The 23,495-nt window shown below is 69.9% G+C and carries 25 protein-coding genes and 1 pseudogene; 11 read left to right on the plus strand and 15 right to left on the minus strand.

The window, feature by feature from the left end; genetic code table 11:
* The first annotated feature begins 13 nt into the window (after window positions 1-13).
* Window positions 14-472 carry a nuclear transport factor 2 family protein gene (locus tag OG735_RS06235; protein ID WP_327322130.1) on the plus strand — a complete coding sequence of 153 codons (459 nt, stop codon included), beginning with the start codon at window positions 14-16 and terminating at the stop codon, window positions 470-472.
* Window positions 473-566: 94 nt separating this feature from the next.
* Complete coding sequence (gene lnt / locus OG735_RS06240) at window positions 567-2,204, plus strand: apolipoprotein N-acyltransferase (protein WP_327322131.1); 1,638 nt, start codon at window positions 567-569, stop codon at window positions 2,202-2,204.
* Here lnt and OG735_RS06245 read toward each other — a convergent pair.
* Together OG735_RS06245 and OG735_RS06250 are read right to left on the minus strand one after the other, a co-directional pair.
* Window positions 2,128-3,033, minus strand: coding sequence for a Gfo/Idh/MocA family protein (locus OG735_RS06245; RefSeq protein WP_327322132.1), 906 nt, complete (start codon window positions 3,031-3,033; stop codon window positions 2,128-2,130). The two genes, lnt and OG735_RS06245, sit on opposite strands and share 77 nt — an antisense overlap.
* Window positions 3,030-4,266 (minus strand): annotated as a pseudogene (locus OG735_RS06250) (FAD-dependent monooxygenase). The gene OG735_RS06245 and the pseudogene OG735_RS06250 overlap by 4 nt, the downstream one beginning before the upstream one ends.
* A gap of 114 nt (window positions 4,267-4,380) precedes the next feature.
* On the opposite strand from OG735_RS06250, the gene OG735_RS06255 reads away from it, so the two are divergent.
* The 3 genes from OG735_RS06255 (at window position 4,381) to OG735_RS06265 (ending at window position 6,072) form a co-directional block, all read left to right on the plus strand.
* Window positions 4,381-4,974 carry a TetR/AcrR family transcriptional regulator gene (locus OG735_RS06255; RefSeq protein WP_327322133.1) on the plus strand — a complete coding sequence of 198 codons (594 nt, stop codon included), beginning with the start codon at window positions 4,381-4,383 and terminating at the stop codon, window positions 4,972-4,974.
* A gap of 40 nt (window positions 4,975-5,014) precedes the next feature.
* Entirely contained in the window at window positions 5,015-5,524 is a 510-nt protein-coding gene (locus tag OG735_RS06260) for a DinB family protein (RefSeq protein WP_327322134.1), read from the plus strand.
* A 407-nt stretch (window positions 5,525-5,931) separates the two neighbouring features.
* Window positions 5,932-6,072 carry a hypothetical protein gene (locus OG735_RS06265; protein ID WP_327322135.1) on the plus strand — a complete coding sequence of 47 codons (141 nt, stop codon included), beginning with the start codon at window positions 5,932-5,934 and terminating at the stop codon, window positions 6,070-6,072.
* A gap of 3 nt (window positions 6,073-6,075) precedes the next feature.
* On the opposite strand, the gene OG735_RS06270 is transcribed toward OG735_RS06265, so the two are convergent.
* The 7 genes from OG735_RS06270 to OG735_RS06300 form a co-directional block, all read right to left on the minus strand.
* Window positions 6,076-6,549: a hypothetical protein gene (locus tag OG735_RS06270; RefSeq protein ID WP_327322136.1), complete on the minus strand. Its 474-nt coding sequence runs from the start codon at window positions 6,547-6,549 to the stop codon at window positions 6,076-6,078.
* Between the two features lie 149 nt (window positions 6,550-6,698).
* Entirely contained in the window at window positions 6,699-7,382 is a 684-nt protein-coding gene (locus OG735_RS06275) for a uracil-DNA glycosylase (protein ID WP_327322137.1), read from the minus strand.
* Window positions 7,383-7,450: 68 nt separating this feature from the next.
* The gene (locus OG735_RS06280) at window positions 7,451-9,031 is read right to left on the minus strand and encodes an ABC transporter substrate-binding protein (RefSeq protein WP_327322138.1); all 1,581 of its coding nucleotides are present in this window, start codon (window positions 9,029-9,031) and stop codon (window positions 7,451-7,453) included.
* A gap of 127 nt (window positions 9,032-9,158) precedes the next feature.
* On the minus strand, window positions 9,159-9,920 hold the full coding sequence (locus OG735_RS06285) for an SDR family oxidoreductase (protein ID WP_327322139.1): 762 nt from the start codon (window positions 9,918-9,920) through the stop codon (window positions 9,159-9,161).
* A 17-nt stretch (window positions 9,921-9,937) separates the two neighbouring features.
* Entirely contained in the window at window positions 9,938-10,699 is a 762-nt protein-coding gene (gene fabG, locus OG735_RS06290) for a 3-oxoacyl-ACP reductase FabG (RefSeq protein ID WP_327322140.1), read from the minus strand.
* Window positions 10,700-10,887: 188 nt separating this feature from the next.
* A complete protein-coding gene (locus OG735_RS06295; protein WP_327322141.1) occupies window positions 10,888-11,271 on the minus strand; it encodes a DUF3037 domain-containing protein in 384 nt (127 codons plus the stop codon).
* Window positions 11,268-12,119: a HipA family kinase gene (locus OG735_RS06300; protein ID WP_327322142.1), complete on the minus strand. Its 852-nt coding sequence runs from the start codon at window positions 12,117-12,119 to the stop codon at window positions 11,268-11,270. Before OG735_RS06300 ends, OG735_RS06295 begins: the two co-directional genes overlap by 4 nt.
* A 151-nt stretch (window positions 12,120-12,270) precedes the next feature.
* On the opposite strand from OG735_RS06300, the gene OG735_RS06305 reads away from it, so the two are divergent.
* The 6 genes from OG735_RS06305 to OG735_RS06330 all read left to right on the plus strand — a co-directional run bounded on the left by OG735_RS06305 (window position 12,271) and on the right by OG735_RS06330 (window position 17,681).
* Window positions 12,271-12,495 (plus strand): hypothetical protein, encoded by a 225-nt coding sequence (locus tag OG735_RS06305; protein WP_327322143.1) that lies wholly within the window; start codon window positions 12,271-12,273, stop codon window positions 12,493-12,495.
* A gap of 205 nt (window positions 12,496-12,700) precedes the next feature.
* Window positions 12,701-13,357, plus strand: coding sequence for an isochorismatase family protein (locus OG735_RS06310; RefSeq protein WP_327322144.1), 657 nt, complete (start codon window positions 12,701-12,703; stop codon window positions 13,355-13,357).
* A gap of 67 nt (window positions 13,358-13,424) precedes the next feature.
* Window positions 13,425-14,459, plus strand: coding sequence for an N-acetyl-gamma-glutamyl-phosphate reductase (gene argC / locus OG735_RS06315; protein ID WP_327322145.1), 1,035 nt, complete (start codon window positions 13,425-13,427; stop codon window positions 14,457-14,459).
* Window positions 14,456-15,607 (plus strand): bifunctional glutamate N-acetyltransferase/amino-acid acetyltransferase ArgJ, encoded by a 1,152-nt coding sequence (argJ, locus tag OG735_RS06320; protein WP_327322146.1) that lies wholly within the window; start codon window positions 14,456-14,458, stop codon window positions 15,605-15,607. Before argC ends, argJ begins: the two co-directional genes overlap by 4 nt.
* A gap of 107 nt (window positions 15,608-15,714) precedes the next feature.
* On the plus strand, window positions 15,715-16,500 hold the full coding sequence (gene argB, locus OG735_RS06325) for an acetylglutamate kinase (RefSeq protein ID WP_442812585.1): 786 nt from the start codon (window positions 15,715-15,717) through the stop codon (window positions 16,498-16,500).
* Window positions 16,497-17,681 carry an acetylornithine transaminase gene (locus tag OG735_RS06330; protein ID WP_327322148.1) on the plus strand — a complete coding sequence of 395 codons (1,185 nt, stop codon included), beginning with the start codon at window positions 16,497-16,499 and terminating at the stop codon, window positions 17,679-17,681. The genes argB and OG735_RS06330 overlap by 4 nt, the downstream gene beginning before the upstream one ends.
* 67 nt (window positions 17,682-17,748) lie before the next feature.
* Here the strand turns inward: OG735_RS06330 and OG735_RS06335 are convergent, their stop codons facing one another.
* The 6 genes from OG735_RS06335 to OG735_RS06360 form a co-directional block, all read right to left on the minus strand.
* A complete protein-coding gene (locus tag OG735_RS06335) occupies window positions 17,749-18,273 on the minus strand; it encodes a GNAT family N-acetyltransferase (protein WP_327322149.1) in 525 nt (174 codons plus the stop codon).
* 298 nt (window positions 18,274-18,571) lie between these two features.
* Window positions 18,572-18,802 (minus strand): hypothetical protein, encoded by a 231-nt coding sequence (locus OG735_RS06340; protein ID WP_327322150.1) that lies wholly within the window; start codon window positions 18,800-18,802, stop codon window positions 18,572-18,574.
* Window positions 18,799-20,376 carry an amidohydrolase gene (locus OG735_RS06345; RefSeq protein WP_327328220.1) on the minus strand — a complete coding sequence of 526 codons (1,578 nt, stop codon included), beginning with the start codon at window positions 20,374-20,376 and terminating at the stop codon, window positions 18,799-18,801. The genes OG735_RS06340 and OG735_RS06345 overlap by 4 nt, the downstream gene beginning before the upstream one ends.
* Window positions 20,377-20,389: 13 nt before the next feature.
* Window positions 20,390-21,235 carry an ABC transporter ATP-binding protein gene (locus OG735_RS06350; RefSeq protein WP_327322151.1) on the minus strand — a complete coding sequence of 282 codons (846 nt, stop codon included), beginning with the start codon at window positions 21,233-21,235 and terminating at the stop codon, window positions 20,390-20,392.
* Window positions 21,232-22,353: a FecCD family ABC transporter permease gene (locus tag OG735_RS06355; RefSeq protein ID WP_327322152.1), complete on the minus strand. Its 1,122-nt coding sequence runs from the start codon at window positions 22,351-22,353 to the stop codon at window positions 21,232-21,234. Before OG735_RS06355 ends, OG735_RS06350 begins: the two co-directional genes overlap by 4 nt.
* Window positions 22,350-23,420, minus strand: a complete 1,071-nt coding sequence (locus OG735_RS06360; protein ID WP_327322153.1) for a FecCD family ABC transporter permease — start codon at window positions 23,418-23,420, stop codon at window positions 22,350-22,352. The genes OG735_RS06355 and OG735_RS06360 overlap by 4 nt, the downstream gene beginning before the upstream one ends.
* Window positions 23,421-23,495: the final 75 nt, after the last annotated feature.

Below are 23,495 nucleotides of genomic sequence, written 5' to 3' on the forward strand. Positions count from 1 at the left end.
CGAAACTGACCGGATGACGCAGCGCGTGGATCTCGCGACCGTGATGGACCGGCTGACCATCGATGAATTGATCACCAGTTACGCGGTGGCCGTGGACGATGCCGACTGGGGTGCCTACCGGGCTCTGTTCACGCACGAAGGGCGCGCGGACTACCGCAGCTCGGGCGGCATCGAGGGCCCGGCCGCCGAGGTCGCCGACTGGATGGCGGAGACAATGCGGCTCTTTCCCGTACGCCAGCACCTCATCGTCAACCGGCGGCTGCACATCCAGGACCTGGGCGGCTATCCGGGCGACCGTGCCGAGGTGCAGGCCGACTATGTGAACCCGATGCGGCTGGAGTCGGGCGACGACTTCGTCTCCGGCGGACGGTATGCCTTCAGCCTGCTGCGCACGGACGCAGGCTGGCGGCTGCGCACCGTGGTGATCCACGAGAAGTGGCGGCGGGCCGTCGGGGCACTCGCCGGGAGCTGACACACCGGGGCGCACTGTCGGTGCCGGTCCCGCTCCCGCACACTGGAGGGGACACTGCCCGCGGGCCCTTCGAGGCAGGACGAGGAGGCGCGGCATGCGGATTCCGGGCGCCCGGCGGGAGCTGGGCGACGGGCGCGATCGGTGGGAGCGCTCGCGGCAGAAGCTGTCGTCTCGCTGGTGGCGCGGCGCAGCCGCGGTGGCGGCCGGGGCACTGCCGGTGCTCGCCTTCCCGGAGCCGTCCCTGTGGTGGTTCGCGTATATCGCGCTGGTGCCGTGGATGCTCCTCGTCCGGTCCGCGCCCACAGCTCGCCGTGCGGCGGTCGACGGCTGGCTGGGCGGCATCGGTTTCATGATTGCCGTGCACCACTGGCTGGTGCCGAGCCTGCATGTGTTCCTCGTGGTGCTGGCGGCGCTGCTCGGGCTGATGTGGGCGCCGTGGGGGTGGCTGGTGCGGTGGCTCCTCGGCGGGACGCCGTCGCCGGCCCGCGCAGCCGCTGCCCTCGCCGCTGTCCCCTCGGGCTGGCTCATGATCGAACTGGCCCGGTCCTGGGAGGGTTTGGGCGGCCCCTGGGGTCTGCTCGGAGCCAGTCAGTGGGAGGTATCTCCTGCTCTACGGCTCGCGTCGGTGGGTGGCGTGTGGCTGGTGAGCCTGTTGGTGCTCGCGGTGAATACGGCGTTCACCGTGCTGGTGGCGGTGCCGAATGCCCGTACGGCGGCGGTGGGCGGAGGCGTCGTCTGCGCGCTCACCACAACCGCGGTCTGGATGTGGGCCCCGCACCCGCAGCAGTCGGGCCGGGCCCGGATCGCGATCGTGCAGCCGGGGGTCGTCGACGGCATCGGCAGCGTCGACCGACGCTTCGCCCGCAGCGAAGAGCTCACCCGTCAACTGGCGGGCCAGGACGTCGATCTGGTGGTCTGGGGCGAGAGCAGTGTGGGCGCGGATCTGCGCGAACGCCCCGATCTCGCGGCCCGGATCGCCGTGCTCTCGCGCGCCGTCGGCGCCGATGTGCTGGTCAATGTGGACGCCCGGCGCGAGGACCCCTCGGGCCGCGCCGGAATCTTCAAGAGCTCTGTCCTGGTCGGTCCGCAGGGTCCGACGGGCGACCGCTACGACAAGATGCGGCTGGTGCCCTTCGGTGAGTACATACCGGCCCGTACGCTGCTGGGCTGGGCCACCTCGGTGGGCAAGGCCGCGGGCGAGGACCGGCTGCGGGGCAGCCGCCCGGTGGTGATGGTGCTGCCGGGCGCCGCGGAGGGCGGACTGCGGCTCGGGCCGCTGGTCTGCTTCGAGTCGGCGTTCCCCGATATGAGCCGGCGGCTCACCCGGGACGGCGCGCAGCTGCTGATCGCACAGTCGGCGACCTCGTCGTTCCAGGGGAGCTGGGCGCCGGAACAGCACGCCTCGCTGGCGGCGCTGCGGGCGGCGGAGAGCGGGCGTCCGATGGTCCATGCGACGCTCACCGGCGTCAGTGCGGTGTACGGTCCCGGCGGCGACCGGGTCGGCGGCCTCCTCGGTACGGACAGCAGCACCAGCGCCTTCTACGACGTCCCGCTGGCCGGCGGCACGACGCTGTATGTCAGGTTCGGCGACTGGCCGGTCTACGCAGCGCTCGCCGTCCTCGCGGCCGTGTGCGCCACCGAGGGTACGCGGGCCCTCAGGCGGCCTGCTCCAGGGCTAGCCGCACCACCCGTTCACACAGCTCATGAGTCCGCAGCGCATCCTGCGCGGTGAGCAGTTTCCCGGCCCGTACGGCGTCGAGGAAGGAGAACACCGACTGCTCGATGCCTCGCTGCCTGGCGACGGACACCCAGTCGCCGCGCCGCCGTACGCTCGGCTGCCCCTTGTGGTCGACGATCTCCGCGAGGTTGCGGACCTCCCGCTTGCTGTCCTGTCCCGACACCTCGAGGATCTCCTCGGTGGAGCCGCTCTTACGGTTCATCGTTCCGATGGCGGTGAATCCGTCGCCGGACAGCTGCAGTACGACATGGTGCATCAGTCCGTCGACGATCCGCGCCCGTACGTCGGTGTGTTCGACCGGTCCCGGGACCAGGAAGCGCAATGTGTCGACCACATGGATGAAGTCGTCGAGGACGAGGGTGCGCGGGTCCTCGGCGAGGCCGACACGGTTCTTCTGCATCAGAATCAGCTCGCGCGGGTGCTCCAGGCACTGGGCGTAGCCGGGCGCGAGACGGCGGTTGAAGCCGACGGCCAGGCTGGTGCCGCGCTCCTCGGCGAGGCCCACCAGCCGCTCGGAGTCGGCCAGTTCGTACGCGAGCGGCTTGTCGACGTACGTCGCCACTCCAGCCTCCAGGAGCCGGGTGACGATCTCGGCGTGGGTGGAGGTCGGAGCGTGCACGAAGGCGGCGTCCAGGTCCTCGGCGAGGAGGGCGCCGAGGTCCGTGTGGCACCGCTCGGCGGGGATGTGATGGATCTCGGCGACCCGTGACAGGGTGGCCGGAGTGCGGGTCTGCAGATGCAGTTCCACCCCGGGCAGGGTGGTGAGCACCGGCAGATAGGCCTTCTGCGCGATGTCGCCGAGCCCGATGCAGCCGACCTTCACAGGGGCCTCCCTTGGCGCTGTGCCGATTGTGCTTCTGGTACGTCCTGTGCTCCGGCAGCATACGTGCGCTGCGGCGGCTGCCAGTCGGCGATGCCGTCGAAAGTCCGCAGGACAAGGCCGGGGCCGAGCCGGGAAACCGCGGACATCAGGGTGTTGCGCACCGCGACGGCCGGAGTGCTGGTCAGGGACATCAGCCTGGCGATCTGCGCGGACTTGCGGACGACGACGGCGGTGCGCGGCAGCCGCTCGGCGCTGTATGCGGCGAGGCCGGCGGCCAGGTCGCCGCCGGGCGCCGCGTGGTGGGCGAGGACGATGCCGTCCTCGATGGCCTGGTTGCCGCCCTGACCGAGGGTGGGGGCCATGGCGTGGGCGGCGTCGCCCAGGAGCACGGTGCGCCCCCCCGTGGAAGGCCGGCAACGGCTCGATGAGGTGGTGGACATCGTTGCGCAGTACGAGGCCGGGTTCGGCGGCCTTGATGATCGCGGGGATCGGGTCGTGCCAGGAGCCGAAGCGGCGCAGCAGCTCGGCCTTCTCGTCGTCCGCCGCGCGGGCTCCGGCAGGGGCGACAGCAGCCGCGTACGCGTAGATCCGGCCGTCCTTGAGCGGCTGGGTGCCCCAGAGTGCGCCGGATCCCCAGGTCTCGTGGGGTGCGAAGGGCAGGTCGGGCGCGGGGACGACCACGCGCCAGGTGGTGAATCCGGAGTAGGAAGGTCCGGGGTGCTCGGGGAAGAGGACCCGGCGTACGACGGAGTTGATGCCCTCGGCAACGACGACCAGGTCGGCCTCGATCTCTCCACCTGGCGTGGTGACCCGGGCCGGGCGGCCGCCGACGACTCCCGGGTCGGCGAGCGCGGCGGGACTGCCGGTGCGCACGGCGTCGGCGGGCAACCGGGAGGCGATCCGGTCGATCAGGGTGGCGCGGTGGACCAGGACCAGTGGTCCGCCGAAGCGCTCGGCCGCGGCGGCGCTGTTCGTACGCGAGAGCCAGCGGCCGCCCGGATCGCGCATGCCTCCGTCGCCCTGCCAGGCGGCCATGTCGCGGATGTCGTCGCCGAGGCCGATGACGTCGAGGGCGCGCTGGGCGTTGGGGGCGAGGCCGATGCCGGCGCCGACCGGTTCAAGGGATGCGGCGCGCTCCAGGACGGTGACCTGCCAGCCGGACAGGCGCAGGGCCACGGCGGCGGTCAGTCCGCCGATTCCGCTTCCGATGACAACGGCTCGTGGTTCGGGCATGACGCCTCCTCGATGCGTTGAAGCACTGCTGCACGTGATGCCTGATGCGGTAACTACATCTGTAGTGACACGCTCACCGTACTACAGCTGTAGTTGAAGCGGTAGGTTGAGCGCATGGCCGCACGCACCCCCACGAGCACCTCCCGTGCCGAACTGATCGCCGACGCCGCGCTGAGACTGCTCGCCGAGCGCGGGATGCGCGGGCTCACCCACCGGGCGGTGGACGAGGCCGCCGGGCTTCCGCAGGGCTCGACGTCCAACTACGCGCGCACCCGGCAGGCGCTCCTTGAGACCGCGGTACGGCGGCTGGCGGAGCGTGAGGCGGCCGTCCTGACCCCGGACGGCTTGCCTGTACCGGACGGCGGCATGGACGGCCTGGTCGACGCACTCGCGCTCGCACTGCACCGTTATCTGACCCGCCATCGCGAACTGCTCGTCGCCCGCTACGAACTGGCCCTGGAGGCCACCCGCCGGCCGGAGCTGCGAGAGTTCTACGACGCGACCGGCAGCCAGTTCCGCGAGCCGCTCAAAGCGCTGATGGCCGCGGCAGGCTCCACCGAACCGGAGCGCCACGCACTGTCGTTGGCGGCCTGGTGCGAGGGGTTGATGTTCTCCTGTGCGGCGGGGTCGTACCACGCGGCCGTCCCGGAACCGGCGGAGCTGCGCACCGGATTCCGTGAGCAACTGCGGGGGATGCTCGGCGGATAAGCCCTGGCGGCACCGCGTCGCGTGGTTCAGGATGATCGCCATGACGACACCTGAACGCACCGAACCGTCCACCACCGCGGGCGAGCGCGACATGTTGGAGGGCTGGCTCGAATACCACCGCGAGACCCTGGAAATGAAGTGCGCCGGCCTGAACGACGAGCAGCTGCGGCAGCTGTCCGTGCCGCCCTCCGAGATCTCGCTGCTCGGACTCGTACGGCACATGGCTGAGGTCGAGCGGAGCTGGTTCCGCAACATCCTGGCCGGAGAAGGCGTCGAGTACCTCTACTCCAACGACGACCGCGACGGCGACTTCCACGCCACGGAGCAGGACACCTATGCCGAGGCGTACGCGGCCTGGCAGGCCGAGATCGTACGGGCCCGTGAGCTCGCCGCCTCCCGGACGCTCGACGATGTGGGTACGGGCAAGCACCGCAGCGGGGAGACCTTCAACCTGCGGTGGATCATGACGCACATGATCGAGGAGTACGCGCGCCACAACGGCCACGCCGACCTCCTCCGCGAGCGGATCGACGGCGCGACCGGCGAATGACAGCGAATAACGCCGGCCGACGGCACACCACCGGCAACTGACCGGCGTCACCCGTGCGGGCCATTATGTGCCGGTACGCCGGTGAACGTGCCCCCGTGCACAGCAGAGTTGCGCGGGTGCACCGAACAAGAACCGCCGCAAAGGTCCTGGTAGGAGTGGCCGCCTGGGCCGTCACCGGCTGTGTTGCCGTCGAGCCGCCGCGCGCGCCCGTACCCCCGCCTGCGCCGGCCGGCCGCCCGGCGCAGGCGGGGGAGCCGCAGATTGTGCAGGGCCCGGCCCGCGAGGTCCTTGAGCCCCCTTCTGCGGCCGGGTCGCCTCCGGCCGGGACCACCGCTCCCCCGTCGCCGCCCGCCATCGGACATGCGCCGCGCGTGCGGCCAAGGCCGCGGCCGCCGAAACCCCGGACCGTGAAGCCGCCCGCCCCGGCGCCTGGACCACCGGTCCTGCCGGCCGCCCGGCCCGACATCTGCGCCTTGGGCGAGGAGTACGGCCGGTTGCCGCCCGACAGCCCGCAGGCCCGGATCTGCCGCGAGATCTACGGGAATTGAGCCTCACTCGCCGCGCAGTCCGCGCTCCAGCCGGTCGATAGCGGCACGGACGCCGTTTTCGTAACCGTCGTCCCCCAGGGCATCCGTCGCCGCGCGCGCCCGGTCGAGATGGACCCGCGCGGCCTCGGGGCGCTGCAGCTTCACATAGTCGGCCGCGAGACTGAGATGCAGCGAGGGAAAGAAGGCCCGCACCGCGAGCGCCTCCTGGTGCTGGGCCAGCCGCTCGTCGCTCAGACCCTCGACCGCCGACAGCGCCCGCAGGTCCCAGGCGAGCTCGTCGCCGGGGTCGTCCTGGGTGTCCGCCATGTAGTGCGCGAGCGTGCAGCGGTGGAGTGGATCACCGACCTCGCCGATCTCCGACCAGAGCGCGCCGAAACGATTGCGCGCCTCCTCGCGGTCCCCGCCGTGCAGCAGCATGATCGCTTGCCCGATCCGGGTCATGACGGCGTCCCCCGACGCCTCCTGCTGCTCCATCACTGCGACCTCCCACGTCCGTGCGGCGAATTGCGACCCGCGGCGTCAGCCGCTTGTGCTGACGCCACAGATCACGACGCTAGCCGCCGCCACTGACATTGCCGCACAGGCTCGGGCACCTGCCCGAGCCTGTCAGCCGGGTGCCCGAACGCTCAGCCGAGGTCCGGGATCCGCCAGTCGATGGGCTCGTGCCCCTGGGCCGCGACCGCCTCATTGATCTGCGTGAACGGACGGGAGCCGAAGAACTTCTTCGCGGACAGAGGCGAGGGGTGCGCACCCTTCACCACCACATGCCGCTCCTCGTCGATCAGCGGCAGCTTCTTCTGCGCGTAGTTGCCCCAGAGGACGAACACGGCCGGGTCGGGCCGGGAGGCAACGGCGCTGATCACCGCGTCCGTCACCTTCTCCCACCCCTTGCCCTTGTGGGAGTTGGCCTCGCCGGCCCGCACCGTCAGCACCGCGTTGAGCAGCAGAACACCCTGCTCGGCCCACGGCATCAGATAGCCGTTGTCCGGGACGGGGTGGCCCAGCTCCTCCTTCATCTCCTTGTAGATGTTCCGCAGGGAGGGCGGGGTCTTGACGCCCGGCCGCACGGAGAAGCAGAGGCCGTGCCCCTGCCCTTCTCCGTGATACGGATCCTGGCCGAGGATCAGGACCTTGACGCGGTCGTACGGCGTCGCGTCGAGGGCGGCGAAGACCTCCTCGCGCGGCGGATAGACCGGCCCCTTGGCCCGCTCCTCCTCGACGAACTCGGTGAGCTCCTTGAAGTACGGCTTCTGCAGCTCTTCGCCGAGGACGCCGCGCCAGGACTCGGGCAGCATGTCGGTGTCGGTCACGTCAACAACCTCCGGAATGCGATCAGTTCTCGACCACAGAACCTACCGGGGGCCACTGACAACGGGGTCTACCAGCTGGCCTTGCGGTACAGCTGCCACATCTGCATGAATGTCTGCGGGTTGATCGCGAGTTCGCCGCCGCCGATCTCCTCGCTGGAGGCGACGTACATCTTGCCCTGCCACAGCGGCAGCAGCCGAACATCGTCGCCGAAGATCTCCTGCGCCCGCTCGAACTCCTTGGTCACCGCACCGCGGTCACTCTCGCGCCGGGACGCGGGCAGCAGCTGGTCGGTGATCTCGGGGCTCTGGTACGGAATACTGAGCGCGTTCTTCTCGCCGACGAACGGCGCGACAAAGTTGTCCGGGTCCGGGAAGTCGGGGAACCAGCCGCGTCCGAAGACGGGGTACTCGCCGGCCTTGTAGGCCTTCTGGAAGTCCTTCTCGGGCCTGCCCTCCACCGTGATCTTGAACAGGCCGGAGGCGTCGAGCTGCCGCTTGAGCTCGGCGAACTCGGGCTTGGAGGCGGAGCCGTAACGGTCGGAGGAGTACCCGAACGTCAGCGGCACCGGCTTGGTGATGCCAGCGCCCCTGAGGATGACCCGCGCCTTGTTCACATCCGGCTCGCCATAGCGGTCGAACAACTCGGTGGTGTGGCCGAAAATACCCTTGGGGACCATGGAGTACAGCGGCTCGGCCGTGCCCTGGTAGACCTTGGCGACCAGCGCGTCGCGGTCGATGACCTGGGCGATCGCACGGCGTACGGCGATCTTGCCCGCCATGGGGTCCTTGGAATTGAAGACGAGGTAGCGGATGTCGGCGCCGACCGTCTCGACGAGCTGGAGGCTGTCGTACTCCGGCTGCTTCGACTGAAACTTGACGACCTCCGCCGCGGTCAGACCACGGTAGATCGCGTCGATCTCCTTCTTCTTGAGGGCTCCGACCATCACGTCGGAGTCCTGGAAGTAGCGGATGTCGACGGCGTCGTTCTCGAGCTTGGCGAACCCTTTGTACTCGGAGTTCTTGGTCAGCTCTGCCCGGTCGCCCTTCTTGTACGACTTCAGGACGTACGGCCCCGAACCGGTCAGCCCGCCGTCCTCGCGGAGCTTGTCCGCCGGGTACTCCTTGGGCGGGACGATCGACATGGCGGGCGTGGCCAGGATGAACGGGAACGTGGCGTCCGCCGTCTTGAGGCTGAACTTCACGATGCGGTCGCCGGCGGTCTCGACCTTGCCGAGAGAGCCGAGCAATCCGTTGGGGCCACCCTTCGCATCGATCTTCTGGATCCGCTCGATGGAATACTTGACCGCCGCCGCGTCGAGCTTGTCACCGTTAGAGAAGGCAAGGCCGGGCTTCAGCTCGCACTCGAAGACCTTGTTGCTGGGGTTGGTGAAGCGGCAGGATTGCGCGGCGTCGGGCTGCGGCGTTGTGACGCCGGACGGGAAGCTGACCAGCGTCTGGAAGACATTACTCAGCAATTCCCATGAGCCGTCCCAGGCTGCGGCCGGGTCGAGGGTGGTGGGCTCACTCATCGTACCGACCGTAATCTTCTGCTCGCGCTCGGTGCTCTCACCCGAAAACAGGCTGCATCCGGCCAGCAGAGATATGGACGCTAGGGCTGCAGCGGCCTGCAGACAGGTCCGGTAGAACACGTGCACGCTCCTCGTTCAGCCATGGGTCGGCCGACCATACCGCAGCACCCCGCCGGATCAACCTGGTGGCCCGGCGGGGCACTTGGCTCAATCAGGAACAAACCGGCTCAGTGCGCCTCAGTGCGCGTCAGTGCACACCGGCATTCAGGAAGATACCTCCATCGACCACCAGTGTCTGCCCTGTAATCCAGTCCGACTGGTCGGAGGTGAGGAAAGCGGCCGCTCCGCCGATGTCCTCCGGCACTCCGAGCCGGCCCAGCGGGTAGGCCGCGGCCGCCTCCGCCTCACGGCCCTCGTAGAGCGCCTGGGCGAACTTGGTCTTGATCACCGCGGGTGCGATCGCGTTGACCCGTACGACCGGGGCGAACTCGTGCGCGAGCTGCAGGGTCAGATTGACCATGGCCGCCTTGCTCATCCCGTACGCGCCGATGAAGGGCGAGGCGGAGATGCCGGCGACCGAGGCGATGTTCACGATCGCACCGCCGTTCTCCTTCTGCCAGGCCTTCCAGGTCTGCTGCGCGAAGCCGAGCGCCGAGATCACATTGGTCTCGAAGACCTTGCGCGCCACATTCAGGTCGAGCTCGGCGATCGGACCGAAGACCGGATTCGTGCCGGCGTTGTTGACCAGGAAGTCGACGCGGCCGAACGCCTCCATGGTGCGCGCGACGGCGGCCGCCTGGTGGGCCTCGTCATGAGCCTTGCCCGCGACGGCGATCACCCGGTCCGAGCCGAGCTGCTCCACGGCCTCCTTGAGCGCGTCCTCACCGCGGCCGGTGATGCACACCCGGTCGCCGCGGGCGACGAGCGCCTCCGCGATGCCGTAACCGATACCGCGGCTCGCGCCCGTGACCAGGGCGACCTTTCCGCTGTCCTGTACCTCTGCGGTCATGTTCGTCGTCTCCCGATTCAGTTGAGCGGTCCGCCGGCCACGTACATGACCTGGCCGGAGACAAAGCCGGCCTCCTCGCCCGTGAAGAAGGCGATGGCGTTGGCGATGTCCTCGGGCCATCCGACGCGCTGGACCGGGATCTGGGTGGCGGCGGCGGCCTGGAACTCCTCGAAGCCCATGCCGATGCGGGCGGCCGTCTGACCCGTCATCTCGGTGACGATGAATCCGGGGGCGACGGCGTTGGCGGTGATGCCGAACTTGCCGAGCTCCTTGGCGAGGGTCTTGGTGAGGCCCTGCAGACCGGCCTTGACCGCGGAGTAGTTCGCCTGGCCGCGGTTGCCGAGCGCCGAGCTGGAGGAGAGCGAGACGATACGGCCGAATCCGGCGTCCACCATGTGCTTCTGGCAGGCCTTGGCCATCAGGAACGCGCCCTTGAGGTGCACGTTCATCACGATGTCCCAGTCGGACTCGCTCATCTTGAAGAGCAGGTTGTCGCGCAGCACCCCCGCGTTGTTGACGAGGATCGTGGGCGCGCCGAGCTCGGCGGCGACGCGCGCCACGGCGGCCTCCACCTGGGCGCTGTCGGACACGTCGCAGCCGACCGCGAGGGCCTTGCCGCCCGCCGCGGTGATCTTCTCGACGGTGTCCTTGCAGGCCGCCTCGTCGAGGTCGAGCACGGCTACAGCGCGGCCTTCCGCCGCCAGCCGTACCCCGGTGGCGGCGCCAATCCCGCGCGCGCCCCCGGTCACGACGGCGACGCGCTGCTCGGTGGTGGACATGCTGGTTCTCCTCGCCCTGGAAACTCTGGAAACCCTCTGCCGTCAGCTCTCGATCGCTGAGCGACCGCTTAGTACCTTCAGCAGTCGAGACGCTAGAAGCCCTGGCACGCGGTGTCAACGGCACCGGGGGGCCAACGGCGCATGTCACATCCTGGCGAGCCGTCCCTCAGCACACCACTGGCGCACCGTCAGCGCACCAGCAGGTCGAGCAGCCGCTCCACCTCGGCCTCTGGATCGGCCGTGAGTCCGGTGTGGACCGGGCCCGGCTGTACGACGGTGGAGCGCGGTGCGATCAGCCACCGGAAGCGGCGTCCGGCATCGTCCCGCGCGGCCTGGCCCGCGTCCTCGCCGCCGCGGCAGACGCCCTCGACGGCGTGCAGCGCGGCACGCACACCGGTGACATCGGCGCGGGGGTCCAGCGCCTTGAGTTTCACCTCGTCCAGATGGGTACGCGCGGCCACGAAGGACTTGGCGCGGCAGTAGACCACCACCCCCGCGTTGAAGCATTCGCCGCGCTCGACGCGCGGCACCACGCGCAGCAGCGCGTACTCGAAGACATCGCGTTCACTCACTTGGCGCCGCCCCGGTCCTGCTTGGTGGCGTGCGGCCACGGTGTGAGGTGATCGGTCAGCCAGCCCGGGGCCTGCGAGGGCCTGTCCTTGGTCCGAGCATCCAGGCTGATGCGCGTATGGATCGTCGCGGCGCGCGGCAGCAGCGCCTCGACATAGGCACGGCGCACCTCATCGGTGGACTCGAAGCCCGGCTCGTCGACCAGCCACTCGTCGGGGACGTCGGCGGCGACCTCGGTCAGCAGCTGCTCGGTGACGAGCGGAGCGAGCTCGGCGGCGGCCGATGCGATATCGGGGCGGAAGGGAGCGAGGGCATGGTCCGAGGCGTCGTACGGCTTGGCGGCGGAGGCCTGGGCACCCGGCCAGTTGTGATGCCAGATCATGGTGGCGCCGTGGTCGATGAGCCACAGGTCGCCGTGCCACACCAGCATGTTGGGATTGCGCCAGGAGCGGTCGACGTTGTTGATCAGCGCGTCGAACCAGACGACTCTGCCGGCCTCGGCCGCGTCCACCTCGTAGGCGAGGGGATCGAACCCGAGCGAACCGGGCAGGAAGTCCATCCCGAGGTTCAGCCCGCCGCTCGCCTTCAACAGCTCCTGCACCTCCTGGTCGGGCTCGCCGAGACCGATGACCGGGTCCAGTTGGATGCTGACCAGCTCGGGCACCCGCAGCCCGAGCCGACGCCCCAGCTGTCCGCAGATGACCTCGGCGACCAGCGTCTTGCGGCCCTGTCCCGCGCCGGTGAACTTCATGACGTAGGTGCCCAAATCGTCGGCCTCGACAATTCCAGGCAGCGATCCGCCCTCCCGTAGGGGTGTGACGTAGCGGGTCGCGGTGACTTCCGTGAGCATTTTCCCAGGCTATCGGGTCCAGCGCCCGACCTTCACGGGCAACGGTGCGGGCCGAAGCCCACTCCTCCACCAGGACCTGGGATGAACAAGGGGAAGAATCGGGGGAGTTTCGGCTCCGAACCTCACTCCCCTGCTGCCCAGCGGACGTTCGATGACCGGCACCCCCGGCAGCGCTCCCGAGGATCACGCAGCACGACTGAACGCCCGGTACTGCAAGGCGGGTCCCGATCTCGCACCCGGAGCCATCCGCACCGGGCGCGGCAGGATCACCGACGACACATCGGTCGCCACCTCCGCTCCGGCAACGGCGCCTGTCAACTGCGACCGTCGGCGCCGCCTCCCTGACAAGGAGCGGTTGCGCGCGCTGGGTTACTGATGCGCGGCTTGACCGGGCAGCCAAGGCCAGCCCATGAATGCTTAGGTTAGGCTAAGCTAAGTGCCCGATCGGGTGGGTGGGGTCCTGCCTGGGCCGCCGCGTCCTGCCCACGCCAGGCTCCCCGATTCAGGGGTTCGCACGGCACCGAGGCGACGCGCGCCCGTGGCCGGACCAGGCGCACATGTCATCAGGGAGGAGATTGCCCATGGGCTTGCCGGTCATCGGCTCCTATCCCATGCCCGACCGCTCCGCGATCCCTCCGTCGTGCGTTCCCTGGACGATCGATCCGGCACGGGCCGCGCTGTTGGTCCATGACATGCAGAACCACTTCGTCCGGGCGTTTCCGGCGGAACGCTCCCCCGTGGTGGAGCTCGTCGACAACATCGCCGCCCTGCGCGAACTCGCGGGCACGCTCGGCATGCCGGTCGTCTTCAGCGCCGAACCGGCTGCGCAGCCTCCCGACCAACGCGGACTGCTGAGCGACATCTGGGGTCCGGGAATCGGCCCTGAGCCCGACGCCGCCGCGATCGTCCCGGCGCTGACTCCCCGGCCCGGAGAACATCTGCTGGCCAACGTGCGCCACAACGCCTTTCTCCGCAGCCATCTCGGCCGATTGCTGCGATCCACGAGCCGCGACCAGCTGATCGTCTGTGGTGTGTATGCGCATCTCGGCGTCCTGCTGACGGCGGCGGATGCCTTCATGAACGACATACAGCCCTTCGTCGTCGCCGACGCGGTGGCCGACATCTCCGCCGAGGAACACGCCATGGCGCTGCGGTGGGCCTCGCGCAGTGGCGTGGTGTCCACCACCGACGGACTGCTGCGCGACCTCCTGATCGGCAGGGCGGCACACGGCGCATGACGGTGCATCAGAATTCACGGCCGGGAATCGGCCAGGCGTCGAGCAGGCACGAGGAGAGACGGAGAACATGACGGTACGGGTCGCGGTGGCCGGAGCGAGCGGCTACGCAGGAGGGGAGATCCTGCGTCTGCTGGTGTCACATCCCGGCGTGGAGATCGGGGTGGTGGCCGCGCACAGCAGCGCGGGCCGCACGCTCGGAGAGGTACAGCCGCACCTGGCCGCGCTCGCGGACCGGGTACTCGTGGAGACCTCGGCCGCGTCGCTCGGCGGGCACGACGTGGTCTTCCTGGCCCTGCCTCACGGCCAGTCGGCGGCGCTCGCGGATCAGTTGGGCGCCGAAAGGCTGATCGTGGACTGCGGCGCGGACTTCCGGCTGCGCGACCCGGTCGACTGGGAGCGGTTCTACGGCTCCACTCATGCCGGCACCTGGCCTTACGGACTGCCCGAACTCCCAGGGGCGCGAGAAGAGCTGAAGGGCGCGACCCGGGTTGCCGTACCCGGCTGCTATCCGACCGCGGTGACCCTGGCGCTGTACCCGGCCTTCGCCGCCAGCCTCGTGGAGCCGGAGGCGGTGATCGTCGCGGCTAGCGGAGCCTCGGGAGCGGGCCGCGCGGCCAAACCCCATCTGCTCGGCTCCGAAGTGATGGGCTCGATGAGCCCGTACGGAGTCGGCGGCGGCCACCGGCACACACCGGAGCTGACGCAGAACCTGTCGCGAGTTGCGGGCGAGCGGGTGGCCGTGTCGTTCACGCCGACCCTGGCACCGATGGCCCGAGGCATCCTCGCCACCTGCTCGGCGCGCCTGCGTCCGGGAGCCGGCGCCGGTACCCGCGAGGTGCGGGCGGCGTACGAAGCCGCCTACGCCGACGAGCCGTTCGTCCGGCTGCTGCCGTCCGGGCAGTGGCCGTCGACCGCCGCCGTACTCGGCTCCAACACCACGCAGGTGCAGGTGGCGGTGGACGAGCAGACCGGTCGCCTGATCTCCGTGAGCGCGATCGACAACCTTACCAAGGGCACGGCGGGTGGCGCGGTGCAGAGCATGAATGTCGCCCTCGGCCTGCCGGAAGGGCTGGGCCTGCCGACGAATGGAGTGGCTCCGTGACCGTGACTGCTGCACAGGGATTCCTCGCGAGCGGTGTGGCCGCCGGGATCAAGGAGTCCGGTGATCCCGACCTGGCCCTGGTGGTGAACCGAGGTCCGTCGCGCACGGCTGCCGGGGTGTTCACCTCCAACCGGGTCCAGGCCGCTCCGGTCACCTGGTCCCGGCGGGTGCTGGCCGACGGCCGGATCTCCGGGGTCGTACTCAACTCCGGTGGGGCCAACGCGTGTACGGGGCCTGCGGGCGCCGAGGACACGCGCGTGATGGCCGAACACACAGCGCGGGCCGTGGGGGTGGGTCCGGACGAGATCGCGGTGTGTTCCACCGGACTCATCGGCGTCCCGCTGCCGATGGACCGGGTCACGGCGGGAATTGACGCTGCCGCGGGGCGGCTGTCGCCCGAGCGGGGCGTGGAGGCGGCCGTCGCGATCAGGACGACGGATTCGGTGCACAAGACGGCGGTGGTCGCCGGACCCGGATGGACGGTTGGCGGTATGGCGAAGGGTGCCGGCATGCTCGCGCCCGGGCTGGCCACCATGCTCGTGGTGCTCACGACGGACGCCGATGTGACCGGGGCGGCGCTCGACTCCGCGCTGCGGGAGGCGGTCCGTACCACATTCGACCGGGTGGACTCGGACGGCTGCATGTCCACCAACGACACCGTGCTGCTGCTCGCGTCGGGCGCCTCCGGGGTCGCGCCCGATCCGGACGCCTTCGCCGAGGCGGTGCACAGCGTATGCCTGGATCTGGCACGGCAGTTGGTCGCGGACGCGGAGGGCGCCTCCAAGGAGATCGAGGTGGAGGTCATCGGCGCGGCGTCGGAGGCGGATGCCGTGACGGTGGGCCGGTCCGTGGCCAGGAACAATCTGCTCAAGTGCGCGCTGCACGGCGAGGACCCGAACTGGGGCCGGGTGCTGTCGGCGATCGGTACGACGTCCGCCGTGTTCGACCCCGACCGCCTGGATGTGGCCATCAACGGCGTCTGGGTGTGCCGGGACGGCGCGGCGGGCGAGTCCCGCGACAAGGTCGACTTGTCGGGGCGTCGGATCACGATCGCGATCGATCTGCGCTCCGGTGAGGCATCAGCGGTGATCTGGACCAATGATCTCACCGCCGAGTACGTCCACGAGAACAGCGCGTACAGCTCGTGAGCGGGGTCGCGGCAGAGGTCGCAGCACAGGTGAAGCCACGCGTCGCACCCCACGCGCCGGCGGAGTTCCGGGGCCGGACGGTCGTGATCAAGTTCGGCGGCAACGCCATGGTGGACGAGGAGCTGAAGCGGACCTTCGCCCAGGACGTGGTGGCACTGTGGCACGCGGGGCTGCGCCCTGTCGTCGTACACGGCGGCGGGCCGCAGATCAGTGCGCTGCTGGGCCGGCTCGACCTGGAGGTCCGCTTCGAGGCGGGGCTGCGGGTGACCACTCCGGAAATCATGGACGTGGTCCGGATGGTGTTGACGGGTCAGGTCCAGCGCGAGCTGGTCGGACTCATCAACAGCCATGGGCCGTTCGCGGTGGGGATGTCGGGCGAGGACGCGCACACCATGACGGCCGTGCGGCGGCCCGCCTGGGTGGACGGCGAGCCGGTGGACATCGGGCTGGTCGGCGACATCGTCGAGGTGAACCCGCACACCGTGCGGGCGCTGCTGGAGCAGGGCCGTATCCCGGTGGTCTCCCCCGTTGCGCGGGGCGCGGACGGCGAGGTCTACAACGTCAACGCCGATCTCGCGGCGGCGGCCATGGCGGTGGCCCTCGACGCAGAGAAGCTGCTGATGCTCACCGATGTCGAGGGGCTGTACGCGAACTGGCCGCACAGCACCGAGGTGATCGACCGTCTGACGGCGGATGAGCTGGAGAAAATGTTGCCGGAGCTGGCGGGCGGGATGCTCCCCAAGATGGAGGGATGCCTGCAGGCCGTTCGGGCGGGCGTGCCCATGGCACACGTGCTGGACGGCCGGGTGCCGCACACGCTGCTGCGGAGGGTCTTCACCGGCGACGACCACTCCGGTACCACCGTGGTTCCGGACGAGGAAGGCGACGCATGACCGCCGAGACAGCGGACCGCCCAGTTCTCACGGATCGCTGGCGTGCCGTGATGATGGACAACTACGGCACTCCGCCGCTGGCTCTGGTCAGGGGCGAGGGCAGCACCGTATGGGACGAATCCGGGCGCGCGTACCTCGATTTCACCGGCGGGATCGCCGTGAACACACTGGGGCACGCCCACCCCGGCGTGGTGTCGGCAGTGAGCGCCCAGATCGCCCGGCTGGGTCACATCTCCAATCTGTACGTCGCCGAGCCTCCGGTCGCGCTGGCCGAACAGCTGTTGCGGCTGATGGGAAGGGCGGGACGGGTGTTCTTCTCGAACTCCGGGACGGAAGCGGTCGAAGCGGCGTTCAAGATCGCCCGACGGACGGGGCGGCCGCGTCTCGTCGCGACCCAGGGCGGCTTCCACGGCCGCACCATGGGCGCGCTTGCCCTCACGGGGCAGCCCGCGAAACGTGGACCGTTCCTGCCGCTGCCGGGCGAGGTGTCCCATGTGCCGTTCGGTGACGCGGCGATGCTGCGGGCGGCGGTCACGGAGGAGACGGCGGCCGTCTTCATCGAGCCGGTGCAGGGTGAGGCCGGTGTGCTCCCGGCACCCGAGGGGTATCTGCGCGCGGCCCGTGAGATCACCCGGGCCACCGGCACGCTGCTCGTACTGGACGAGGTCCAGACCGGGATCGGTCGCACCGGTCGCTGGTTCGCACATCAGGCGGTGGAGGGCGCGGACCCGGATGTGGTGACGCTGGCCAAGGGGCTGGGCGGGGGGCTGCCGATCGGCGCCACGGTGGCGTTCGGCGCGGCGGCCGACCTGCTGACACCGGGTCAGCACGGCTCGACCTTCGGCGGCAACCCGGTGGCGTGCGCGGCCGGGATCGCCGTACTGGAGACCATCGAGACCGAGGGGCTCCTCGCCCATGTCGCACGCGTGGGTGAGCGGCTGCGGTGCGGCGTCGAGGGTCTGACGCATCCCCTGGTGAGCCATGTCCGGGGCGCTGGGCTGCTGCTCGGCGTTGTCCTCACCGAACCGGTCGCACCACGCGTACAGAAGGCAGCGCAGGACGCCGGCTTCCTCGTCAATGCCACCGGCCCCACGACGGTGCGGCTGGCTCCGGCGCTGACCGTCCGCGAGACGCAGGTGGACGAGCTGATCGCGGCGCTGCCGGGCATCCTCGACGCCTGAGAGCGCATCGGTCGGCGGGCTGGTCCGGACGCAGGTTTCCGGACCGGCCCGCCGGGCCACGGCGCGGTCAGAGCATGCGGGCAAAAACCCGCGAATTACGGCGGGGGTCCAGGGAGTTCGCCCAGGCCGCTGGCGCGAGACCCGCGGAGGCGGGCGCGAAGCCGAACCGGATGAAAAGGTCGCCACCACCGGTCGTCGCGGTGAACAGGGCATACAGCGATTGGGCGGTCGCTTGGGCCAGCGCCGCGCGCAGGAGCTGAGCTCCCGCCCCACAGCCCTGCCTGCGGGGCGAGACGCAGAAGTTGTACAGAACGCCCGTGGGCCCGCGGCCGCGGGCCGGATCGGCGGGGTGAACACGCAGGCCCAGACAGCCGTCGAGGGTTCCGCCGTGGGCCTCCACCACCAGGAAGTCGGTCGCGTCCGAAGCGTAGAGGGAAAGGGATCGCTCACGCAGCGCTCCCGAGCGTACGAACGGCCGGGACAGTGCCGCGAGGGCGGCGGCATCCCCGCGGCGCGCGGACCGTACACGGAGCGGGGCAGGCAGGGTGGTTCGTGACGGCACTGTGCCGGGGCGCGGGGTGGCCGTGATCAAGGGATTCCCTTCCTTCGGTCCCACCGTGCACGGAGGGCGGCTCGGCCACCGCGGCACCCGGGAACAACAGATCGACTAAGGTTAGCCTCACCTAAGTCTCCTGCCAAAACGAGTACGCCCCACCCTCATTGTGGGTGCGTCACGACCGCTGCCCGAGCCGATCCCCGCAGGACCCACGGCCCACTGCCGGATCGCCGCCTCCGTCCGGCCTCGTGCTTCTCGTCGGCCGGGCTCGACATCTCCGTGACGGTCCGACCCACACGCACGTGGAACAGAGTCAGGCGCGGCCGGAATCGTGCTACGCGCAGGGCCGGCCCGGATAGTCGTCGCTCTCCGGTACTCCTGCCTCACGCATTCTGCGCAGGACCTCACGCAAGGTCGCGTCGTCGTCGATGTACACCGGGCAGTTGATCTCCCTGTCGAAGACCATGCTTTCTCCGGCGGTGTTCCAGATGGCCCACTGATGCGGGTACGAGGATGCTTGCCACAGGTGGGCGTAGCGCTCGGCGCCGTCCGCCTTCGTACTCACAGTGCCGACTTCTCGTTCTCGCGGCCATCGACGAACGCCGCGACGACTTCGATATCACCGATGTGCGAGGTGCTGACGCGCCGCGGGTCATCTCCCAGCACCACCAGATCGGCGCGCTTTCCCGGGGCGAGACTGCCCGCGCTGTCGTCCCAGTGGCAGGCGAAGGCTCCGCCGACGGTGTAGGAGCGCAGGGCGTCGTCGACCGTGATGCCCTCGTCCGGGCCGATCACCTGGCCCGACTCGGAGGCACGCTCGACCATGAACTGGATGGCCCGCAGCGGCGAGCCGTCCGTGACGGGACGGTCGGAACTGCCCACCAGCGTGATGCCGTGGTCCAGGAACCCCTTGCCCCGGTACAGCCAAGGGGCTCTGTCCTCGCCCATGATCGACGCGTAGTCGTCGCCGAAGTAGCGCAGAAAGTTCGGCTGGATCACCGCGATCGCGCCGAGTCGCGCGAAGCGGGGGAGCTGGTCGGGCCGGATCAGGCCGGCATGTTCGATGCGGTGCCGTGCGTCCGGGCGCGGCCGGATGTGCTGTGCCCGCTCCAGCGCGTCCAGCGCGAGGTCGGCGGCGCGGTCCCCGATGGCGTGGACGGCGAGCTGCCATCCGGCGAGATGGCCGTCCACGATGGTGTCCGCGATGCGCTCCGGGTCGTCCTGGAACTGTCCGGTCTGGTCCATCCCGTGGTACGGGCTGCTGAGCGCGGCGGTACGGGCCATCATGCCGCCGTCGGTGTAGATCTTGAGCGCGCCCATGGAGAGCCAGTCGTCGCCGAACCCCGTGCGCAGGCCGAGATCGAGAGCGCGGGGTATGCCGTCGGCGTCGTGCGAGGCGACGGGGCGCAGCGTGTCCGCGGCCGCCATGAGCTGCACCCGCAGGGGCAGCCGGCCCTGGTCCCTGAGGAGTTGATAGGCCCCGAGCTCGACCGGGCTGTGGCCCAGCAGGCCGCCGCCGATGCCCGCCTCGGCGCAGGCCGTCACCCCCTCCGCGAGACAGGTCTGGGCCGCACGCTCGATCGCGTCCGCGAGCTCCCCCTGGGAGTACGGCAGACGCAGTCGTCGTGCGGCGGTCATGGCGCTCTCGGCCAGAAAGCCGTCCTGATGTGGGACGTCGGCGGGGAGCAGGTCCAGGACGGCGCTGTTGACCACGCAGGCGTGTCCCGAGTCGTGCATCAAGAACACCTTGCGCCCATGGCTGACCTGGTCGAGCTCGGCAGCGGTCAGATGGCGCCCCAGAGCCCGCTGGTCGTACCCGGCGATGTCCACCCAGGCGCCCGGCGAACACTTCCGGGAGACGGCCTCTTCCACGACCGCGAGCACGTCCTGGATCCGCCGGCAGGGTGCGATGCTCGGGGTACTCGCCCTCAAACCGGTCCAGGCCAGGTGCACATGGCTGTCGATGAAGCCGGGCAGCACGGTCGCGCCCTGGAGGTCGATCACCTCGCGTGCGGGAAGCGAGGTCACCGCGTCGTCCAGGCCCACGATCCGGCCGCGCCAGATGCCCAGGTCGTGGGCGACGGGGTGGTCCGGGTCCATGGTGACGATGTGAGCGTTCGTCAGCCTCGTACAGAGCATGGGCAGTCCGTCCCTAGGGGGTTTCTGCACGGGCGTCGCCTGCCATGGCAGGGCGCTTGCGGGCCGTGGGCACCATCAGCGGAGTACCGGTCTCCGGGTCGTCGATGATCCGGCAGGGCAGGCCGAACACGTCCTCGATCAGCTCGGCGGTCATGACCGTGGCCGGGTCGCCTTCGGCAGCGACCGTGCCGCCTGCCCTCATCACCACCAGATGGCTGGCATAGCGGCATGCCTGGTTGAGGTCGTGCAGCACAGCGACGATCGTGTGCCCCTTGTGCTCATGCAGATCGGCGCACAGGTTCAGCACCTCGACCTGGTGTGCGATGTCCAGGTAGGTGGTCGGTTCGTCCAGCAGGAGGATGTGCGTCTGCTGCGCCAGCACCATGGACAGCCATACCCGTTGCCGCTGGCCGCCGGAGAGGTCATCGACGGGCCGGTCGGCGAGTTCGAGTACACCGGTCTGCCGCATCGCTTCGGCAACGGCGGCCTCGTCCTCCGCGGACCACTGCTTCAGCATCCGCTGGTGCGGATAGCGGCCACGGGCCACCAGGTCTCCCACCGTGATGCCACCCGGCGCGGTCGACGTCTGCGGGAGCAGCCCGAGCCTGCGCGCGACTTCGCGGGAGCGATAGGACGAGATGGCGGCCCCGTCGAGATAGACCTCTCCCGCCTTGGGCTTGAGCATGCGTGCCAACGCCTTGAGCAGGGTGGACTTGCCGCAGGCGTTCGGTCCGACGATCACCGTGAACGAGTGGTCGGGTATGACGACACCGAGGGAGGTGGCCACGGTCCGCTGATCGTAGGAGAGCGTCAGGTCTTCGGCCCGCAGCCGGGCTGTCGGGGGGATCGTTCCTGTCATGCGCGGCTCTTTCGCGACTCGATGACCAGCAGCCAGATGAGATACAACCCGCCGATGGTGCCGGTCGCCGTACCCACCGGAAGGAGAGCGGGTGAGAAGATCCGCTGCACCGCGAGATCGCTCCCGGCCAGCAGTACGGCGCCCATGAGGGCGGCCGGGACCAGCGCGGGGCCGGACGACCGGGTCAGCCTCCGGGCGATCTGCGGCGCCGCCAGTGCGATGAACCAGATCGGACCGGTTACCGCGGTGGCGAACGCGGCCAGCGCGACGCTGATACCGAGCAGGACCAGTCGGCTGCGCGCCACGTCGACGCCGAGTGCCATCGCCGTGTCGTCGCCCATTTCCACCATGGACAGTCTGCGAGCGAGGAAGAAGGCGAGGGGGAGCAGGATCGCGACCGGGATGCCGACCGCGGACGCGTGGTCCCAGCTCCGGTTGCCAAGGCTGCCGATCAGCCACGCCTGCGCCTCCAGCGCCTCCTGCCAGCTCGCCCGGGTGATCAGGTACGAGTTGACGGCGAGCAGCAGGGCGCTCACACCGATCCCGATGACGACGAGCCGGAACCCCTGCAGGCCGCCGCTGAACACCAGCAGGTAGATCACGGCGGCCGTGGCCAGCCCGCCGACCAGTGCCCCGAACGCGATCTGGGTCATGCTTCCGCGCAGCACGACGATGACCACAAGCGCTCCGGTCGCCGACCCGCTCGTGAAGCCGATGATGTCCGGGCTGCCGAGCGAGTTGCCGGTCAGGCTCTGCAGGATCGCCCCGCTGACCGCCAGCGCCGCGCCGACGCACAGCGCCGTCAGCAGTCGTGGCATGCGAATGGTGTTGACGATGAAGTCGGCGCCCCCCGAGCCCTTCCCGGCCAGCGCCTGGAGCACCTCGGCGACCGACAGCTCGAAGTCCCCGGTGGTGAGGGTGATCCCCATGACCGTTGTGAGCGCGACCAGCAGGGCCACCGTCACAGCCACGGCACGGCCGTGAACCCGTAGCGAGAGACGCCCGTTCCGGGTGCGGATGACCCGACCGCTGACCACGCGGGGCTTCTGGGCGTCCACGGAATCGGCCGCGCGGGCGGCCTGGCTCGCGGAGGTTCCGGCCTCCCGTACAGGGCTCACAGCATGACCAGCTTTCGACGGCGGCACAGCGCGATGAACAGCGGTGCACCGAGGAACGCGGTGATGATGCCGACCTGGACCTCACCGGGGGCACCGAGCACCCGGCCAAGGACGTCCGCGCCGATCAGCAGAATCGGCGCGAGCAGCATCGAGTACGCCAGCACCCACCGCTGGTCGGGGCCCACCACGAGGCGGGCCACGTGCGGCACCGCGAGGCCGACGAAGCCGATCGGCCCTGCCGCGGCGGTGGCGGCGCCGCAGAGCAGCATCACCGCGACGACGCCGAGCACCCGGGTCCGGCCGACGTTGACACCCAGCGCGCGTCCCACCTGGTCGCCCATGGCCAGCGCGTTCAGCGAGGGGGCCAGCCCGAGGGCGATCACCAGCCCCACCACGACGAAGGGCAGGATCACGTACACGATGTCGAGGTTCCGGCCGGAGAGCGCACCCACGGTCCAGAACCGGAACTGGTCGAACGCCCGCGGATTGAGCAGCAGCACCGCCGAGTTGAAGGCGTACAGCACTGCCGTCACCGCCGCCCCCGCGACGACCAGCCGGTCGGGCGTGGCCAGTGTCCGTCCGGACGAGCCGAGCAGATAGACCACGACGGACGCGATCGCCGCGCCGAGGAAGGCGAACCACACATAGCCGAGGGCCGAGCCCACGCCGAGGAACGCGATGGCCACGACCACGCCGGTGGAGGCGCCCAGGCTCACGCCGAGCAGACCGGGATCGGCGAGCGGGTTGCGGGTCAGCGCCTGCATCAGAGCGCCCGAGAGTCCCAGCGCCATGCCCACCAGAAGGCCGAGCAGGGTCCGGGGTATCCGGTAGTCGTGGATGATGACCGCGGTGTCCGACCCGTCGTTGTGCCACAGCACGTTCCACGTCGAGGTGAACGGGATGTCCCTGGTGCCCAACCACACGCCGAGCAGGGCGATCAGGACGAGCGCGCCGAGTGCCACGAGGAGTCCCAGGCCGCGCAGTGCCGCCGCTGCGGCCCGGCGCGTCGAGGGCACGGCCGGCCCGTCGACACCGCTCTTGGATGCCGCCTGGGCCTCGACCGACAACAAGGACTACCCCCCGGCGGCAGATCGCGCTTCGCGCAAGAAATATGACGTACACACAGAATCTAACTTAGGTGA

Source organism: Streptomyces sp. NBC_01210, from assembly GCF_036010325.1.
Taxonomy (GTDB): Bacteria; Actinomycetota; Actinomycetes; order Streptomycetales; family Streptomycetaceae; genus Streptomyces.

Coding starts and splice junctions, on each gene's coding strand:
- OG735_RS06235 (WP_327322130.1), top strand. CDS start 14: ATGACGCAGCGCGTGGATCTCGCGACCGTGATGGACCGGCTGACCATC.
- lnt (WP_327322131.1), top strand. CDS start 567: ATGCGGATTCCGGGCGCCCGGCGGGAGCTGGGCGACGGGCGCGATCGG.
- OG735_RS06255 (WP_327322133.1), top strand. CDS start 4,381: ATGGCCGCACGCACCCCCACGAGCACCTCCCGTGCCGAACTGATCGCC.
- OG735_RS06260 (WP_327322134.1), top strand. CDS start 5,015: ATGACGACACCTGAACGCACCGAACCGTCCACCACCGCGGGCGAGCGC.
- OG735_RS06285 (WP_327322139.1), bottom strand. CDS start 9,920: ATGACCGCAGAGGTACAGGACAGCGGAAAGGTCGCCCTGGTCACGGGC.
- fabG (WP_327322140.1), bottom strand. CDS start 10,699: ATGTCCACCACCGAGCAGCGCGTCGCCGTCGTGACCGGGGGCGCGCGC.
- OG735_RS06300 (WP_327322142.1), bottom strand. CDS start 12,119: ATGCTCACGGAAGTCACCGCGACCCGCTACGTCACACCCCTACGGGAG.
- OG735_RS06305 (WP_327322143.1), top strand. CDS start 12,271: ATGACCGGCACCCCCGGCAGCGCTCCCGAGGATCACGCAGCACGACTG.
- OG735_RS06310 (WP_327322144.1), top strand. CDS start 12,701: ATGGGCTTGCCGGTCATCGGCTCCTATCCCATGCCCGACCGCTCCGCG.
- argC (WP_327322145.1), top strand. CDS start 13,425: ATGACGGTACGGGTCGCGGTGGCCGGAGCGAGCGGCTACGCAGGAGGG.
- argB (WP_442812585.1), top strand. CDS start 15,715: ATGGTGGACGAGGAGCTGAAGCGGACCTTCGCCCAGGACGTGGTGGCA.
- OG735_RS06330 (WP_327322148.1), top strand. CDS start 16,497: ATGACCGCCGAGACAGCGGACCGCCCAGTTCTCACGGATCGCTGGCGT.
- OG735_RS06345 (WP_327328220.1), bottom strand. CDS start 20,376: ATGCTCTGTACGAGGCTGACGAACGCTCACATCGTCACCATGGACCCG.
- OG735_RS06350 (WP_327322151.1), bottom strand. CDS start 21,235: ATGACAGGAACGATCCCCCCGACAGCCCGGCTGCGGGCCGAAGACCTG.